This window comes from Methylobacterium nonmethylotrophicum, from assembly GCF_004745635.1.
Classification (GTDB): domain Bacteria; phylum Pseudomonadota; class Alphaproteobacteria; order Rhizobiales; family Beijerinckiaceae; genus Methylobacterium; species Methylobacterium nonmethylotrophicum.
In genome coordinates, this window is record NZ_SRLB01000038.1 from 1 (window position 1) to 13,704 (window position 13,704).

The 13,704-nt window shown below is 71.4% G+C and carries 13 protein-coding genes; 9 read left to right on the top strand and 4 right to left on the bottom strand.

The features are described 5' to 3' along the window. A partial coding sequence (locus tag EU555_RS30920) for a calcium-binding protein (protein WP_135419177.1) occupies positions 1-372 on the bottom strand: 372 nt, incomplete at its 3' end. A 953-nt stretch (positions 373-1,325) separates the two neighbouring features. On the opposite strand from EU555_RS30920, the gene EU555_RS30925 reads away from it, so the two are divergent. From EU555_RS30925 to EU555_RS30950, 7 genes are all read left to right on the top strand, one after another. Continuing rightward, positions 1,326-2,003: a DUF1045 domain-containing protein gene (locus EU555_RS30925; protein WP_135419178.1), complete on the top strand. Its 678-nt coding sequence runs from the start codon at positions 1,326-1,328 to the stop codon at positions 2,001-2,003. Between the two features lie 3 nt (positions 2,004-2,006). Next, positions 2,007-2,624, top strand: a complete 618-nt coding sequence (locus tag EU555_RS30930; protein ID WP_135419179.1) for an LbetaH domain-containing protein — start codon at positions 2,007-2,009, stop codon at positions 2,622-2,624. 75 nt (positions 2,625-2,699) lie between these two features. Beyond that, positions 2,700-3,521: a phosphonate ABC transporter ATP-binding protein gene (phnC, locus tag EU555_RS30935; protein WP_135419180.1), complete on the top strand. Its 822-nt coding sequence runs from the start codon at positions 2,700-2,702 to the stop codon at positions 3,519-3,521. A gap of 29 nt (positions 3,522-3,550) precedes the next feature. Continuing rightward, on the top strand, positions 3,551-4,477 hold the full coding sequence (gene phnD / locus EU555_RS30940; protein ID WP_135419181.1) for a phosphonate ABC transporter substrate-binding protein: 927 nt from the start codon (positions 3,551-3,553) through the stop codon (positions 4,475-4,477). A gap of 279 nt (positions 4,478-4,756) precedes the next feature. Then, complete coding sequence (phnE, locus tag EU555_RS36730; RefSeq protein WP_205821035.1) at positions 4,757-5,641, top strand: phosphonate ABC transporter, permease protein PhnE; 885 nt, start codon at positions 4,757-4,759, stop codon at positions 5,639-5,641. After that, entirely contained in the window at positions 5,638-6,507 is an 870-nt protein-coding gene (gene phnE, locus EU555_RS36735) for a phosphonate ABC transporter, permease protein PhnE (protein ID WP_205821036.1), read from the top strand. The genes phnE (EU555_RS36730) and phnE (EU555_RS36735) overlap by 4 nt, the downstream gene beginning before the upstream one ends. Before the next feature lie 193 nt (positions 6,508-6,700). Further along, the gene (locus EU555_RS30950) at positions 6,701-7,447 is read left to right on the top strand and encodes a YebC/PmpR family DNA-binding transcriptional regulator (protein ID WP_135419183.1); all 747 of its coding nucleotides are present in this window, start codon (positions 6,701-6,703) and stop codon (positions 7,445-7,447) included. Between the two features lie 80 nt (positions 7,448-7,527). Here EU555_RS30950 and EU555_RS30955 read toward each other — a convergent pair whose 3' ends face one another. Together EU555_RS30955 and EU555_RS30960 are read right to left on the bottom strand one after the other, a co-directional pair. Continuing rightward, a complete protein-coding gene (locus EU555_RS30955) occupies positions 7,528-8,853 on the bottom strand; it encodes a sensor histidine kinase (RefSeq protein ID WP_135419184.1) in 1,326 nt (441 codons plus the stop codon). After that, positions 8,850-9,518, bottom strand: a complete 669-nt coding sequence (locus EU555_RS30960; protein ID WP_135419185.1) for a response regulator transcription factor — start codon at positions 9,516-9,518, stop codon at positions 8,850-8,852. Before EU555_RS30960 ends, EU555_RS30955 begins: the two co-directional genes overlap by 4 nt. 151 nt (positions 9,519-9,669) lie before the next feature. On the opposite strand from EU555_RS30960, the gene EU555_RS30965 reads away from it, so the two are divergent. After that, entirely contained in the window at positions 9,670-10,347 is a 678-nt protein-coding gene (locus EU555_RS30965; protein ID WP_135419186.1) for a DNA-binding protein, read from the top strand. 35 nt (positions 10,348-10,382) lie between these two features. On the opposite strand, the gene EU555_RS30970 is transcribed toward EU555_RS30965, so the two are convergent. Beyond that, positions 10,383-12,872: a hybrid sensor histidine kinase/response regulator gene (locus EU555_RS30970; RefSeq protein WP_135419187.1), complete on the bottom strand. Its 2,490-nt coding sequence runs from the start codon at positions 12,870-12,872 to the stop codon at positions 10,383-10,385. Between the two features lie 223 nt (positions 12,873-13,095). Between EU555_RS30970 and EU555_RS30975 the strand changes: the two genes are divergently transcribed. Then, on the top strand, positions 13,096-13,584 hold the full coding sequence (locus EU555_RS30975) for a MarR family winged helix-turn-helix transcriptional regulator (protein WP_135419188.1): 489 nt from the start codon (positions 13,096-13,098) through the stop codon (positions 13,582-13,584). Positions 13,585-13,704 lie beyond the last annotated feature (120 nt).

Sequence of the window (13,704 nt, forward strand, 5' to 3'; positions counted from 1 at the left end):
GATCGTGTCGCCGCTCTGGGCCGCATCGATCGCCGCCTGGATCGTGCCGTAGCCGCCGGCACCGACCAGGAGCGTCCGCGCGCCATTCCCTGCGATAGCGACTTCTACACCATCAAGCGTATCAATTCCGTCGCCGTTCGAGCCCGAAACTACCCACCGGCCGCCCGAGACTTGGAACGATAAATCTCCATTGAATATTGCAATGTCGATACCAGAACCACCGTTCAACGTGTCGTTTCCAGCCCCTCCCACTAATGTATCGTTTCCTCCCAGGCCGTTCAATACGTCATTTCCGTTAAGACCAAATAAAACATCATCACCAGCGCTACCATTGAGTACTTCGCTGTTGTTTGATCCAATAAAGGTCGCCATCGATTTCCACCCGAGTTTGGCCGCTTTTTTGTTTCGCGGAGTATATCAGATTTTTACTAAACAAGATAACCGTTAGGTACAATCTGTGACATAAAGACAACATATTGTTTACCTAATTACAGAAATGCAACAAACGCCACAGGGCGGACGATATTCCCAGTGCTTCTAAAATGTATCTGCTAAATATTTGTTTGATTAATTTCTCAATATCTCACACAAAATTAAGAGTAAAAAATTTATTATGCTTGATAAATATCACAATCCAGCGTTGTACTCCCGGTCGATCGCAAATATTTTCTCCTGTCCGCGCATGGATGAACCTCCGAGAACGCGCTCAGAGGCGAAGCACCCCGGTTACCCTTGCCCTGCCCAAAGACGAGTTCCTGCTCCCTCAAGGCGTGCGTCCTCTTGTCCGGGTGGGTGTGCCGCAGCGGACATGTCCGATTCACACCGAGGCGGCGTCGGCAAGAGCCAGCTCGACCCGAGGCGCAGCCCATCCGGCGGGAAATGTCTGGATGTGAACATCCTTCGCGCCGGGCACAACCTTGAGCACCTGATCCGGAGCGGCGGGATCAGCTATCTTGGCTGCTGCGCGAGCCACGGCAGGTCTGTCCGTTAGACGTTAGCACTTGGTGGGTAGGCATATGGTCGCCTTCGTCTGCGACATGCTCAGCAGGATCGGGCGTCCATGATCAGTTCGGAACACGCTCAAGGGTGAAGTCCTGCTCGGCCGGCTGGGTCGGACCGCCGGCACGCATGGAGATGAGGCGAGACAGGGCCGCGCGCCTCGCGCTCCTGAGGCGGCGCGGACGCTCGCCCTGCTCCTCGGTGAGGACGTCCTTGCAGAGGGTGCGGTTGCGGCGCCAGGCGATCCCGTGAGATCGATCAGGCCCCGTCACCGTCACCGAACGGTCACCCGGGCATGCTGAATCGGGCGGAGCAAGGAGACTCGCGTGACCGGCACGACCCGCTACGCCCTCTACTTCACGCCCGCGCCGGGCTCAGGTCTCGCCCGCTACGGCAACGCCGTGCTGGGCACCGACAACCACACCGGCGCCGAGATCCCCCGCCCCGAGGGCCTGGCCGACCTTGCCGGCGTCACCGCCTCGCCCCGGCTCTACGGCTTCCACGCCACCCTGAAGGCGCCGATGCGGCTCGCCCTCGGCACCACCGAGACCGACCTGCTCACGGCGGCCGCCGCCCTGGCGGACGACCACCCGCCGGTCCCGGTCGGGCGCTTGCGGGTCGCGACGCTGGGCGCCTTCACGGCGCTGATCCCGGAGGCCGCGCCCGCCGAGCTCGGCCTGTTCGCGGCCGAGTGCGTCGCCGCCTTCGAGCCGTTCCGCGCGCCCCTGACCGAGGCCGAGACGGCGCGGCGCAAGCCGGAGCGCCTGACCCCCCGCGGCCGCGCGCTGCTGGCGCGCTGGGGCTACCCCTACGTCTTCGAGGACTTCCGCTTTCACATGACCCTGACCGACGCCTTGGCCGAGGAGGCCCGCGCGCCCTGGCGCGAGCGCCTCGCCGCGGCCTACGGCGCGGGCGAGCCCCTCACCCTCGACGCCCTGTCGGTGCTGCGCCAGGACGGGTCGGCGCCGTTCCGGGTGCTGCAGCGCTTGCCCTTCGGAGGCTGAACCATGGCCGGACCGCTCGGGCTCGAACCCGCCATCGACCCGACCGCCCGGGTCCGGGAGTGCCGGCTCGGCCGCTACACCGAGGTCGGGCCCCGCACGCAGCTCACCGAGACTTTGCTCGACGACTATTCCTACATCGGCAACGACGGCGAGGTGATCTACACCCGGATCGGCAAGTTCTGCTCGATCGCCGCGATGGTGCGGATCAACCCGGGCAACCACCCGATGGAGCGGGCCTCGCAGAGCCACTTCACCTACCGCGCCGCCTCGTACTGGCCGGAGGAGGAGAACGAGCCGGCCTTCTTCGACCGCCGCCGGGCGAGCCCGGTCGCGATCGGCCACGACGTCTGGATCGGCCACGGCGCCGTGGTGCTGCCCGGGCGCACCATCGGCACCGGCGCGGTGGTGGGTGCGGGCGCCATCGTGACCCGGGACGTCGAGCCCTACACGATCGTCGTCGGCAACCCGGCCCGCCCCGTGCGCCGCCGCTTCGGCGAGGCGAGCGCCGCGCGCCTGCTCGCTCTCGCCTGGTGGGACTGGGACCACGCGCGGTTGCGCCAGGCGCTCCCCGACTTCCGCGCGCTCCCGATCGAGGCCTTCCTTGACAAGTACGCCGGCTAAGCGATGACGGGGTGTCATCCTGCTGTCGTTTAACCGGCGTTTACCTCGCACCGCACACTCAATTCGGGCGAGCGGATGCTGGTTGTCGAGAATCTCACGCGTCAGTACGGGGCGCGCCGTGCCGTGGACGGCGTCAGCCTCGCCATCGAGCGCGGCAGGTTCGTCGGCGTGATCGGGCGCTCGGGCGCCGGCAAGTCGACCCTGCTGCGGATGCTCAACCGCCTCGCCGACCCGACCGGCGGGCGCATCCTGTTCGACGGCACCGACGTGACGGCCCTGCGCGGGCGGCACTTGCGCGCCTGGCGCGCCCGCTGCGCCATGATCTTCCAGCAGTTCAACCTCGTCGGCCGCCTCGACGTGATGACGAACGTGCTGATGGGCCGGCTCAACCAGGTCCCGACCCACCGCGCGCTCCTCAAGCTCTGGAGCGAGGAGGACAAGGCACTGGCCTTGGCGGCGCTCGAGAACTTCGACATGGGGGCGTTCGCCGCCAACCGGGCCGACCAGCTCTCCGGCGGGCAGCAGCAGCGGGTCGCCATCGCCCGCGCCCTGGTGCAGGAGCCGGAGATCATCCTGGCCGACGAGCCGGTGGCCTCCCTCGACCCGCGCAACACCCGCCTGGTGATGGACGCGCTCGCCGACGCCAACAGGCGCTACGGCATCACGGTGCTGTGCAACCTGCACTCCCTCGACCTCGCCCGCGCCTATTGCGACCGGCTGATCGGCCTCTCGGCCGGCCGGGTGGTGTTCGACGGCCGCGGCTTCGACCTCACCGAGGACGTCGCCCGCACCCTCTACGGGCTCGAGGCCGGCGAGGTGATGGACCGGGCCGAGCCCGAAGGCCTCCCGTCGCCGCTGCCGGCCCCGGCCCGCCACGCCGAGGCGCTGAGCGCTTAGATTTCCACGTCCCAGGAAGGACCCGATCGATGCTGAACCGTCGCACCCTCGTGGCCGCCGCCGCCCTGGCGCTCGCTGCCGGCCCGGCCCTCGCGCAGGACTGGAAGGCGAAGTACCCGGAGCTGACCCTCGGCGTCATCCCGTCCGAGAACGCCTCCGGCACCGTCGACCGCTACACTCCGCTCACCGCCTATCTCTCGAAGGAGATCGGCGTGCCGGTGAAGCTGCGGGTCGCCAACGACTACGCGGCGGTGATCGAGGGCCAGCGCGCCGGCAACATCCAGCTCGCCTTCTACGGCCCGGCCTCCTTCGCCCGCGCGGTGATGACCGGCGTGAAGACCGAGCCGCTGGTCAACCAGAAGCACGAGACCGGCGCCTCCGGCTACTACTCGGTGATCTACGTCCGGGCCGACAGCCCCTACAAGACGATCGAGGACCTGAAGGGCAAGAGCCTCGCCTTCGTCGACCCGAACTCGACCTCCGGCAACCAGGCGCCGCGCTTCTTCCTGCAGAAGGCCGGCCACGACGTCGAGAAGCTGTTCGGCAAGACCTTCTTCGCCGGCAGCCACGAGAACGCCGTGCTGGCGCTGGTGCAGGGCACCGCGGATGCCGCCGCCAACCTCTACAACTCCGACACCGACACCACCGTGACCCGCATGGTGACGAAGGGCATGCTGAAGAAGCCCGACGGCTCGCCGATGGCGCAGTCGGATTTCCGCGTCGTCTTCAAGTCCGAGTTCCTGCCGGAAGGCCCGTTCACGGTGCTCTCCAGCCTGCCCGACGACCTGAAGCAGACGATCCGCCAGGCCTTCCTCGACCTGCCGGCCAAGGACAAGGCCACCTTCGACAAGCTGTCGGACGGCAAGGACCTGGGCCTCAACCCGGTGACGCTGAAGGACTACCAGCCGATCATCGAGATGCTCCGCTACAACGACGAGCAGCGCAAGCGGTCGTGAGGCTTTTTCCTTCCCTTCGAGGGAAGGCTTCGAGGCCACCAGGAAAAGGCGCGGGCCCCCTCTCCCGTGTGGGAGAGGGGCCGGGGGTGAGGGTGCTACGGTTCTGAGCCTGGTTTCGACCGTCCCGCTGCCAGCACGACGCTCAGCGCTCTACACTGAAGCGTGTCACCCTCACCCCTACCCCTCTCCCACACGGGAGAGGGGATCCCGCGCTTCGTTTTTCGCCGGACAGTCTCCCGCGTGAGGGCGCCTCGTCCGGCACCGGAGACCCGAAACCCCGTGACCGTCCAGATCGACAGACTGCCCCCGGACCGCGAGAAGGCCCTCCTCGCCGCCTATGCGGGCGCCGTCGCGGCCTCGCGCCGCCGCACGCTGGCGGTCGTCGCCGCGATCGTGGCGCTCTACCTCGTCGCCGGCGCGATGGCCGAGGTGCGGCCGCTCACCTTCCTCGACAACATCCAGAACTTCTCGGCCTACGTCGCCCAGATCCTGCCGCCGCTGACGCTCGCCAACCTGCCGGCGGACCTGGCCGCCTGGTACTGGGGCCTGCCGAAATGGCTCTCGCTGCTGGCCGAGACGCTGCTGATGGCCTATCTCGGCACGCTGTTCGGCGGCATCGCGGCGTTCCTCCTCTGCTTCCTCGCCTCCGCCAACCTGGTGCGCTCTCAAGCTCTGCGCTTCTGCGCCCGGCGCTTCCTGGAAGTGTGCCGCACGGTGCCGGAGGTGGTGTTCGCGCTCATCTTCGTGATCGCCTTCGGGCTCGGACCGATGGTGGGCGTGCTGGCCATCGCCATCCACACCGCCGGGGCGCTCGGCAAGCTGTTCTCGGAGGTCGTCGAGAACATCGACATGAAGCCGGTCGAGGGGCTGACCGGCACCGGCGCCGGCTTCGTCCAGACCGTGCGCTTCGCGGTAGTGCCGCAGGTGCTGTCGAACTTCGCCTCCTACGCGCTCCTGCGCTTCGAGATCAACGTGCGGGGGGCGGGCGTGATGGGCTTCGTCGGCGCCGGCGGCATCGGGCAGGAATTCCTGGTCGCGATCCGCAACTTCTACTACTCGGACGTGAGCGCGATCCTGCTCCTCATCATCCTCACCGTGGTGACGATCGACCTCGCCACCGAGCGCCTGCGCCACCACCTCCTCGGCCGGGAGGCCCACGCGTGAGACGCCGCCCGCCCTCCCCTCTCCGCCAGGCGGCGCTGGCCGACCTCGACGGCCTGCGCGCCCGTCACCCCCATGTCTTCCGGGCCTCGTGGGCCCGCCGCGCCGCCATCCTCGGCACCCTCGCCGTCGTGATCGGCCTCGCCGTCTTCGCGATGGTCCGGCTCGACTTCTCGCTCCTGCGCATCCTGCACGGCCTCACCCGTCTCGGCGAGTTCGCCGGCATGATGCTGCCGCCGTCGGCCGGCGGGCGCCTCGGCCTGTTCGTGACCGCGCTCGGCGAGACCCTGGCGATCGCCTTCCTCGGCACGCTCACGGCGGCCTGCTTCGCCTTTCCGGTGGCGTTCCTCGCCGCCCGCAACGTGGTGCCCAACCCGTTCCTGCGCTTCGGCGTGCGCCGCGGCTTCGACGTGATCCGCTCCGTCGACGTGCTGATCTGGGCCCTGATCTGGATCAACGTCGTCGGCCTCGGGCCCTTCGCCGGCGCGCTCGCCATCGCGTGCTCGGATTTCGGGGCGCTCGGCAAGCTCTTCTCCGAGGCGATCGAGACCGCCGACCGCAAGGCGCAGGAGGGCGTGACGGCGTCGGGCGGCAGCCGGCTGCACCGGGTCCGCTTCGGCCTGGTGCCGGCGGTGCTCCCCGTCCTGGCGAGCCAGGTGCTGTACTTCTTCGAGTCGAACACCCGCTCGGCCACCATCATCGGCATCGTCGGAGCCGGCGGCATCGGCCAGTACCTGACCGAGCTGATCCGGGTGCTGGAGATGCAGCAGGTCGCCTTCCTGGTGCTGATGATCCTCGTCACCGTGGCGCTGATCGACCTCGTCTCGGGCCGCATGCGCCGGGCGATCATCGGGCCTGCGGCACACTGATCCCTCGCGCCGCAGGGGCCTGATGCCGCCGCGTTTTCGCGGCCGCGACAGCCGGCGAAACCCCGTGCGCCGCGATTGTCTTACCCCGGGGCTGGCGCCTATAAGCCGGCTGTTTCACGCGCCCCGTGCGGCGTCGAGAGCCCCGCCGGGCGCTCTCCGCGCGTTAAGGGGCGCTCATCCGCCGGGGAGCAGCATGGCCGGGCATTCGCAGTTCAAGAACATCATGCACCGCAAGGGCCGCGTCGACGCGGTCCGCTCGAAGGTGTTTTCCAAGCTCGCCCGCGAGATCACCGTGGCGGCCAAGCTCGGCACGCCCGACCCGTCGATGAACCCGCGCCTGCGCGCCGCGATCCTGGCGGCCCGGGCCGAGAACATGCCGAAGGACAACATCGAGCGGGCGATCAAGAAGGCGGCCGGCGGCGACGCGGAGAACTACGAGGAGATCCGCTACGAGGGCTACGGCCCGGGCGGCGCCGCCTTGATTGTCGAGGCGCAGACCGACAACCGCAACCGCACGGCGAGCGACGTGCGCTCGGCCTTCACCAAGTCCGGCGGCAGCCTCGCCGAGACCGGCGCCGTCTCGTTCATGTTCGACCGCGTCGGCCTCGTCGCCTTCGACGCCAAGGTGGCCGACGCCGACACGATGCTGGAGGCCGCGATCGATGCCGGCGCCGACGACGTGAAATCCGACGAGACCGGCCACGAGATCACCTGCGAGCAGAGCGCGCTCGGCGAGGTCGCCAAGACCCTGGAGGCCCGGTTCGGCGAGCCCCGCCGCACCGCCCTGATCTGGCGCGCCCAGAACACCGTCGACGTCGACGACGAGACCGCCGAGAAGCTGATCCGCCTCGTCGAGACCATCGAGGACCAGGACGACGTCCAGAACGTGTTCGTGAACTTCGCGGTCTCGGATGCCGTGATGGCGAAGATGCAGGGGTGAGGAGCGGGGCGTCCCCTCCCTTCCCATAGCGCCACACCCTTTCCGGGCCCGGAACGGGTGGAGCGCACTGAACGGACAGCTCACCCCGGCACCCTCAGCCGCGCCCGCAATCCCCCCATCGCCGACCGGTCGAGCTCCAGCCCGCCGCCATAGAGCTCGGCCAGCTCCACCGTGATGGCGAGGCCGAAGCCGTGGCCCGGCACGGTCTCGTCGAGGCGCCGGCCGCGCCGCGCCACCGCCGCGAGCGCCTCGGGCCCGAGGCCCGGGCCGTCATCCTCGATCGCCACCACCACGTCGCTGCCGGCGGCCTCCGCCGTGACCCGCACCGCGCGGGTGCACCACGTGCAGGCATTGTCGATCAGGTTGCCCAGCATCTCGTCGAGATCCTGCGGGTCGCAGGCCGCGGCGAGGCCGGGCGGGATCGCGTGCGCCACCCGCACGCCCTTCCCGGCGTGGAGGCGTTCGAGCGCCGCCGCGAGGTCGGCCACCGGCCCGGCCAGCTCCGTGCGGACCCGCGTCGCGCCCGCGAGGGCGGCGCTGCGGGCCCGGCGCAGGTGGTGGCGCACGCCGCGGTCGAGGCTGGCGACGAGGTGCGACAGGCGCCCGTCCGGGTCGCGGCCGGGCTCCGACAGGGCGAGGCTCAGGGTGGCGAGGGGCGTCTTCAGGCCGTGGGCGAGGTTCGCCACATGGGTGCGGGCCTGGGCGAGCTGGGCGGCGTTCTGGTCGAGGAGGGCGTTGATCGCGGCGGCGAGCGGGCGCACCTCGGCGGGCTGGGGCTCCGGCACCCGCTCGCGCCGGCCCGCCCGCACCGCCTCCAGCTCCTGGCGCAGGCGGTCCAGGGGACGAAGGCCGAGGCGCACCTGCGCCACCGCGCCGGCGGCGAGGAGAAGACCCAGCACGCCGAGGCTCGCGGCGAGCGCCAGGCCCGCCTCCCGCAACGGCCCCCAGACGGCGGCCCGCGGCGCGCTCGCCGCCACGACCGTGCCGTCCGGCAGGGCGAGCACGCGCAGGATCAAGGCCTCGCCCCGCGGGCCGGTGCCGTCGGCCGGGCGCGGCCGGTCGTCGTCGGCATCCGGCGCCGTCGCCACGTCGAGGGTGCCGCCGGCGAGCGATCCGGAGCCGAGCACCGCCCGGCCGCGCCGGACCTGCCAGGCCCAGCCCGAGCCGGGCCGGTCGAAGGGCGGCGCGTCGAGGTCGCGGGCGAGGCGCAAGGACGGGCCCTTCTCCAGCCCCGAGACCAGGGAGAGGATCTGCGCATCGAGCCGCTGGTCGATCTGCCCGCGCACGAAGCGGGCGAGGATCAGTCCGATCCCGAGGCCCGCGACCACGAGCGCGGTCGCGATCAGCGCCAGCGCCCCGACGAGCAGGCGCCGGCGCAGGGAGCCGATCTGGCCGAACCCGATCATGCGGCCTCGCCGGCGGTGAGCCGGTAGCCGTGGCCCCGCACCGTCTCGATCCGGGCCGGGGCGATCTTGCGGCGCAGCCGCGTGATGATGACCTCGACGGAGTTCGACTCGACCTCCGCGTCGCCCTCGTAGACCCGCTCCATCAGCTCGCCCCGCGGCACCACGCCGTCGCGGCGCAGGATCAGGCAGGACAGCACCCGCCATTCGAGCCCGGTGAGCCGCAAGGGCAGCCCGTCCCGGGTGAAGGCGCCGAGGCCCGGATCGAAGCTGATCGGCCCGCAGGCGACGGTGGTGGCCCCGTGGGCGGCGGCGCGGCGCACGAGCGCCCGCAGGCGGATCACCAGCTCCTCGACCCGGAACGGCTTGACCAGGTAGTCGTCGGCCCCGGCCTTGAAGCCCGCCACCTTGTCGCTCCAGGCGTCCCGGGCCGTGAGGACCAGCACCGGCAGGGTGCGGCCGGCGGCGCGCCAGCCCTGCAGAACCGCGATCCCGTCGCGCTTCGGCAGGCCGATGTCGAGCACCGCCGCGTCGTAGGTCTCGGTGTCGCCGAGATGCGCGCCGTCCTCGCCGTTGGGGGCGTGGTCGACGGCGCAGTTCTCGGCGCGCAGGACCCGCAGGATCTCGGCCGCCAGGGCCGCGTCGTCCTCGACGAGCAGGAGCTTCATGGATGCAGTGGCCGTGTGTCCGGAGCGGATTTCGCCGTAGTGCCGGCGGTTTAACCGAACCTGAACGGGGAGGTTCAGGCCCGGTTCCCGGGGCCTGCCGTAAGAGAAGCGCCAATCCGGACAGGGCCTCGACAGACAGGGATCACGCACCATGACCGACCACACCACCCTCGACGGCAAGGTTACCGCGATCGAGAGCGCCGCACCCGCGGCCCCGGCGGCCGACGCTCCGCCCCCGCGGCCCCGCCGCGGCCTCCTCGTCGGCGCCGTCGCGGTGCCGCTGGCGCTCGGCGCCGTCGGGCTCTCGCTGGCCCAGCCGGCCCCGACGCCCCTGACCCCGGTCGCGCCGGTGGCCGTGAGCGCGCTCCAGCCCTCCGGCGCCATCGCCGCCAAGGGCGACGTCGCCGAGATCTTCGGCAACAAGTTCATCCTCCAGGACGGCACCGGCCGGGCGCTGGTCGAGACCGGCCGGGCCGGCGAGGGCGGCACGCTCGTCGCCAAGGGCGAGAGCGTGACGGTGCAGGGCCGGTTCGAGAACGGCGTCCTGCACGCCACCGCCCTGACCCGGGCCGACGGCCGCGTCGAGCCCCTGCGCCCGATGGGCCCGCGCCCCGGCGGCCTCGACTGGGCGAAGGACAAGGTGGGCCTGGGGCCGACCATCGACGTGCAAGCCCTCACCGGCGCGGTGACGGCCGCCGACTACACGGATGTCCGCGTCGCCGGCCGCGGCCCCCGCCACCTCGACGTCGCGGCGAAGGGGCAGGACGGGAAGGAGCGGATGCTCCATGTCGGCTTCGACGGGCAGATCCGCGAGAAGCGGGTCTTCTGAGGATGGGCGGTCGCGCGCAGGGGCGCGCGGCCGCGTCAGCCGCCCGGCGCCCGGGCGAGGCGGCGCTGGCCGATGGCGCTCGCCAGCATGCGGGAGAGCTGCTCGGCCGAGTAGGGCTTGTGCAGCAGCGGGAAGCCGTGGGACCCCTCCTGCGCCAGCACGTGGCTGTAGCCGGAGGTGAGCAGCACCGGCAGGCCGGGATGGCGCTGGCGCAGGGCCTTTCCGAGCTCGATGCCGCCCATGCCGGGCATCACCACGTCGGAGAACACCGCGTCGTAGGCGGGATCCTGCGCCAGCACGTCGAGGGCGGCCTCGGCGTTGGTGACCCAGGTGGTGACGTAGCCGAGGTCGTTGAGGATCTGGGCGGCGAAGCGGCCGACCCCGACATTGTCCTCGACCAGCAGCACCCGCTGGCCGGCGCGGGCCGGCGCCATGCCCTCGTCGGCCGGCAGCGGCCGGCCCGGCTCGGCCGGGGCCGCCACCTCCGGCAGGTAGAGGACGAAGGTGGAGCCGGCCCCCGGGCGGCTCGTCACGTCGACGTCGCCGCCCGACTGCTTGGCGAAGCCGAAGACCTGGCTCAAGCCGAGGCCGGTGCCCTTGCCGACCTCCTTGGTGGTGAAGAACGGCTCGAAGATCTTCTCCATCACCGCCGGAATCATGCCGTTGCCGGTATCGGTGAGCGAGATCGCCGCGAAGGGGCCGTGCGCGGCGGCGTGGCCGCGGATCTCGGGCTTCTCCGCCCCGCAGGCCACCGCAAGGGTGAGCGTGCCCTCCCCCTCCATCGCGTCGCGGGCATTGACCGCCATGTTGATCAGCGCGGTCTCGAACTGGCTCAGGTCCGCCCGCACGAAGCAGGGCCGGTCGGGAGCCTGCGTGACCACCCGGATGCGTGCGCCCGTCACCGTGTCGAGCATGTCGGCGACGCCCTGCAGACGGGCGACGACGTCGAACACCTCCGGCGCCAGGGCCTGGCGGCGCGCGAAGGCCAGGAGCTGGCCGGTGAGCTTGGCGGCGCGGTCGACCGTGTCGGAGACCGCGTCGAGGTAGCGCGCCTTGCGGGCCTCCGGCAGGTCGGGCCGGCGCAGGAAATCGACCGAGGAGCGGATGATGGTGAGCAGGTTGTTGAAGTCGTGCGCGACGCCGCCCGTGAGCTGGCCCACCGCCTCCATCTTCTGCGACTGCCGCAGGGCCTCCTCGGCCTGGACGAGGCGGTGCGCCCGCTCGCGGCTCTCGGTGACGTCGCGGGCCACGCAGTAGAGGTTGCCCTCGAACGGCACCGCCCGCCAGGACAGGGTGCGGTAGCCGCCGTCCCGGGTGCGGAACCGGTTCTCGAACGACAGGGTCGGCTCGCCGGCGCCGAGGCGCCGGATCTCGTCCCGGGTCCGGTCCTGGTCCTCCGGATGCTCGAGCCAGGCGGAGGTGCGCCCCACCACCTCCTCGGGCTGCCACCCCAAGGTCGCGGTCCAGGCCGGGTTGACGCTGAGCCAGACGCCGTCCGCGTCGGCCACCCCCAGCATGTCCCGGCTCACCTGCCAGATCCGGTCGCGCTCGGCGGTGCGGGCCGCGACCTGGCGCTCCAGCGTCTCGTTGAGGGCGCGCAGGGCGTCCTCGAGCCGGCGCCGGGCGCTGATGTCGTTGAACAGGACCGCGACGTGGTGCGCCTCGGGCGGATCGACGCGGAAGGCGTGCACCTCGAACCAGCGCTCGCCGAGCGCCCGGGCCGGCTGGACGAAGCGGATCGACTCGCCGGTCGTCGCGACCCGGCCGTAGAGGTCGTACCAGTGCTGCTCGAGGCCGGGGGCGAGGTCGCTCATCCAGCGCCCGGCCGCGTCGGCAAGGCCGGTATGGCGCGCGAAGGCGGGATTCACCTCGAGGAAGCAGTAATCCTCCGCCCGGCCGTCCGCGGAGAAGCGGAGCGCGATGACGCAGAAGCCGGCATCGATCGCCTCGAACAGCGTGCGGTAGCGGGCCTCGCTCCGGCGCAAGGCCTCCTCGGCCTGGCGGCGGCCGGTGATGTCGATGATGACCTCGAAGCCGTTGCCGTCGTCGAGGCGGGTCGCCGCGCACAGGCCCCAGAAGCGCGAGCCGTCCCGGCGCAGATACTCGCGCTCGGTCGGGTCGGAGCGCCCCTGCGCCTGGATTTCGGCAATGACGGCCCGGGAGACCGCCTGCCACTCCGGCGGCACCAGGGTGGCGCCCGACAGGAGGCCCCGGGCGAGGTCCTGGCGGCCGTAGCCGCTCATCGCCAGGAAGGTGTCGTTGGCCTCGAGCACCTGGCCGTCCATGTCGAAGACGATCGCCCCGACGGTCTCGATGCTTAGCGCCGTGCGCAGCCGCGGGTCGACGAGGAGGCCCGGGCGCGCCAGCGGATCGCCGGGCCGTCCGGCCTCGGCCAGGGCGGCCCGGGCCGCGCGCGCCTCCGCCTCGGCCTGCGCCCGCCCGCGTTCCGCCGCCGCGAGGGCGGCGCGCAGCCGGTCGTTCTCCGCGACGAGGTCGGGGGCCTGCCCGTATCCGGGGTCCGTCATTCCTCTCCCATCCGTCCGGGCGCCTCCGCGCCCCCGGGTCCCGCACCGCTTGCCCCCGACCGGGGGATCAGGGCCCGCCGCCCCATATAGCGGAGGCCGGCCGTCCGTCTCCCTCCGCCCGCCCGCGACCATCGGCCGGGGCTCGGGGCCGGGCGGATTGCGGCCGGACGCGGAAGGCCGCATATCCGTCAGACCCCGCGACGGCGGGGCGCGGAGGCGTTGAGTGACGATCCAACCGACCCGTTGCAGCAACGCGGCCCTGCGGCGGGCGACGCGCCGCGTCGGGCAGCTCTACGACGACGCCCTGGCGCCGAGCGGCCTGCGCACGACCCAGTACGGCCTGCTCGCCATGATCCGCGGCCTCGGGGCGCCGACGATGGGCGAACTGGCCGAGGCGATGGTAATGGACCTCTCGGGGCTCGCCCACACCCTCAAGCCCCTGACCCGCGACGGCTATGTCAGCGTGGTGCCGGACCCGCAGGACCGTCGCGCCCGCCGCATCACCCTGACCTCGGCGGGCGCCGCCAAGATCAAGGAGGCGACGCCGCTGTGGCGCAGCGCGCAGGCCCGCTTCGAGGCTGCCTTCGGGCCCGACCGCGCCGACCTCCTGCGCGACCTCCTGTGGCACCTGGCCTCGCCGGATTTCCAGGAGGCGTTCGGTGCGCAGGGCGCCGGTGCGGACCGGCACGAGCGGGCCCTCGACACCCGCTGATGCCGGGCGGCGCTGGCGGGCCGCTCGGGAAGCGGCCGCACGCCGCCCGCACGCGGCAGCTATGCCGCCCGCACCGTGTCGAGGAAGCGGGCGACCTCGGCCGAGAGGTGCTCGGACTGG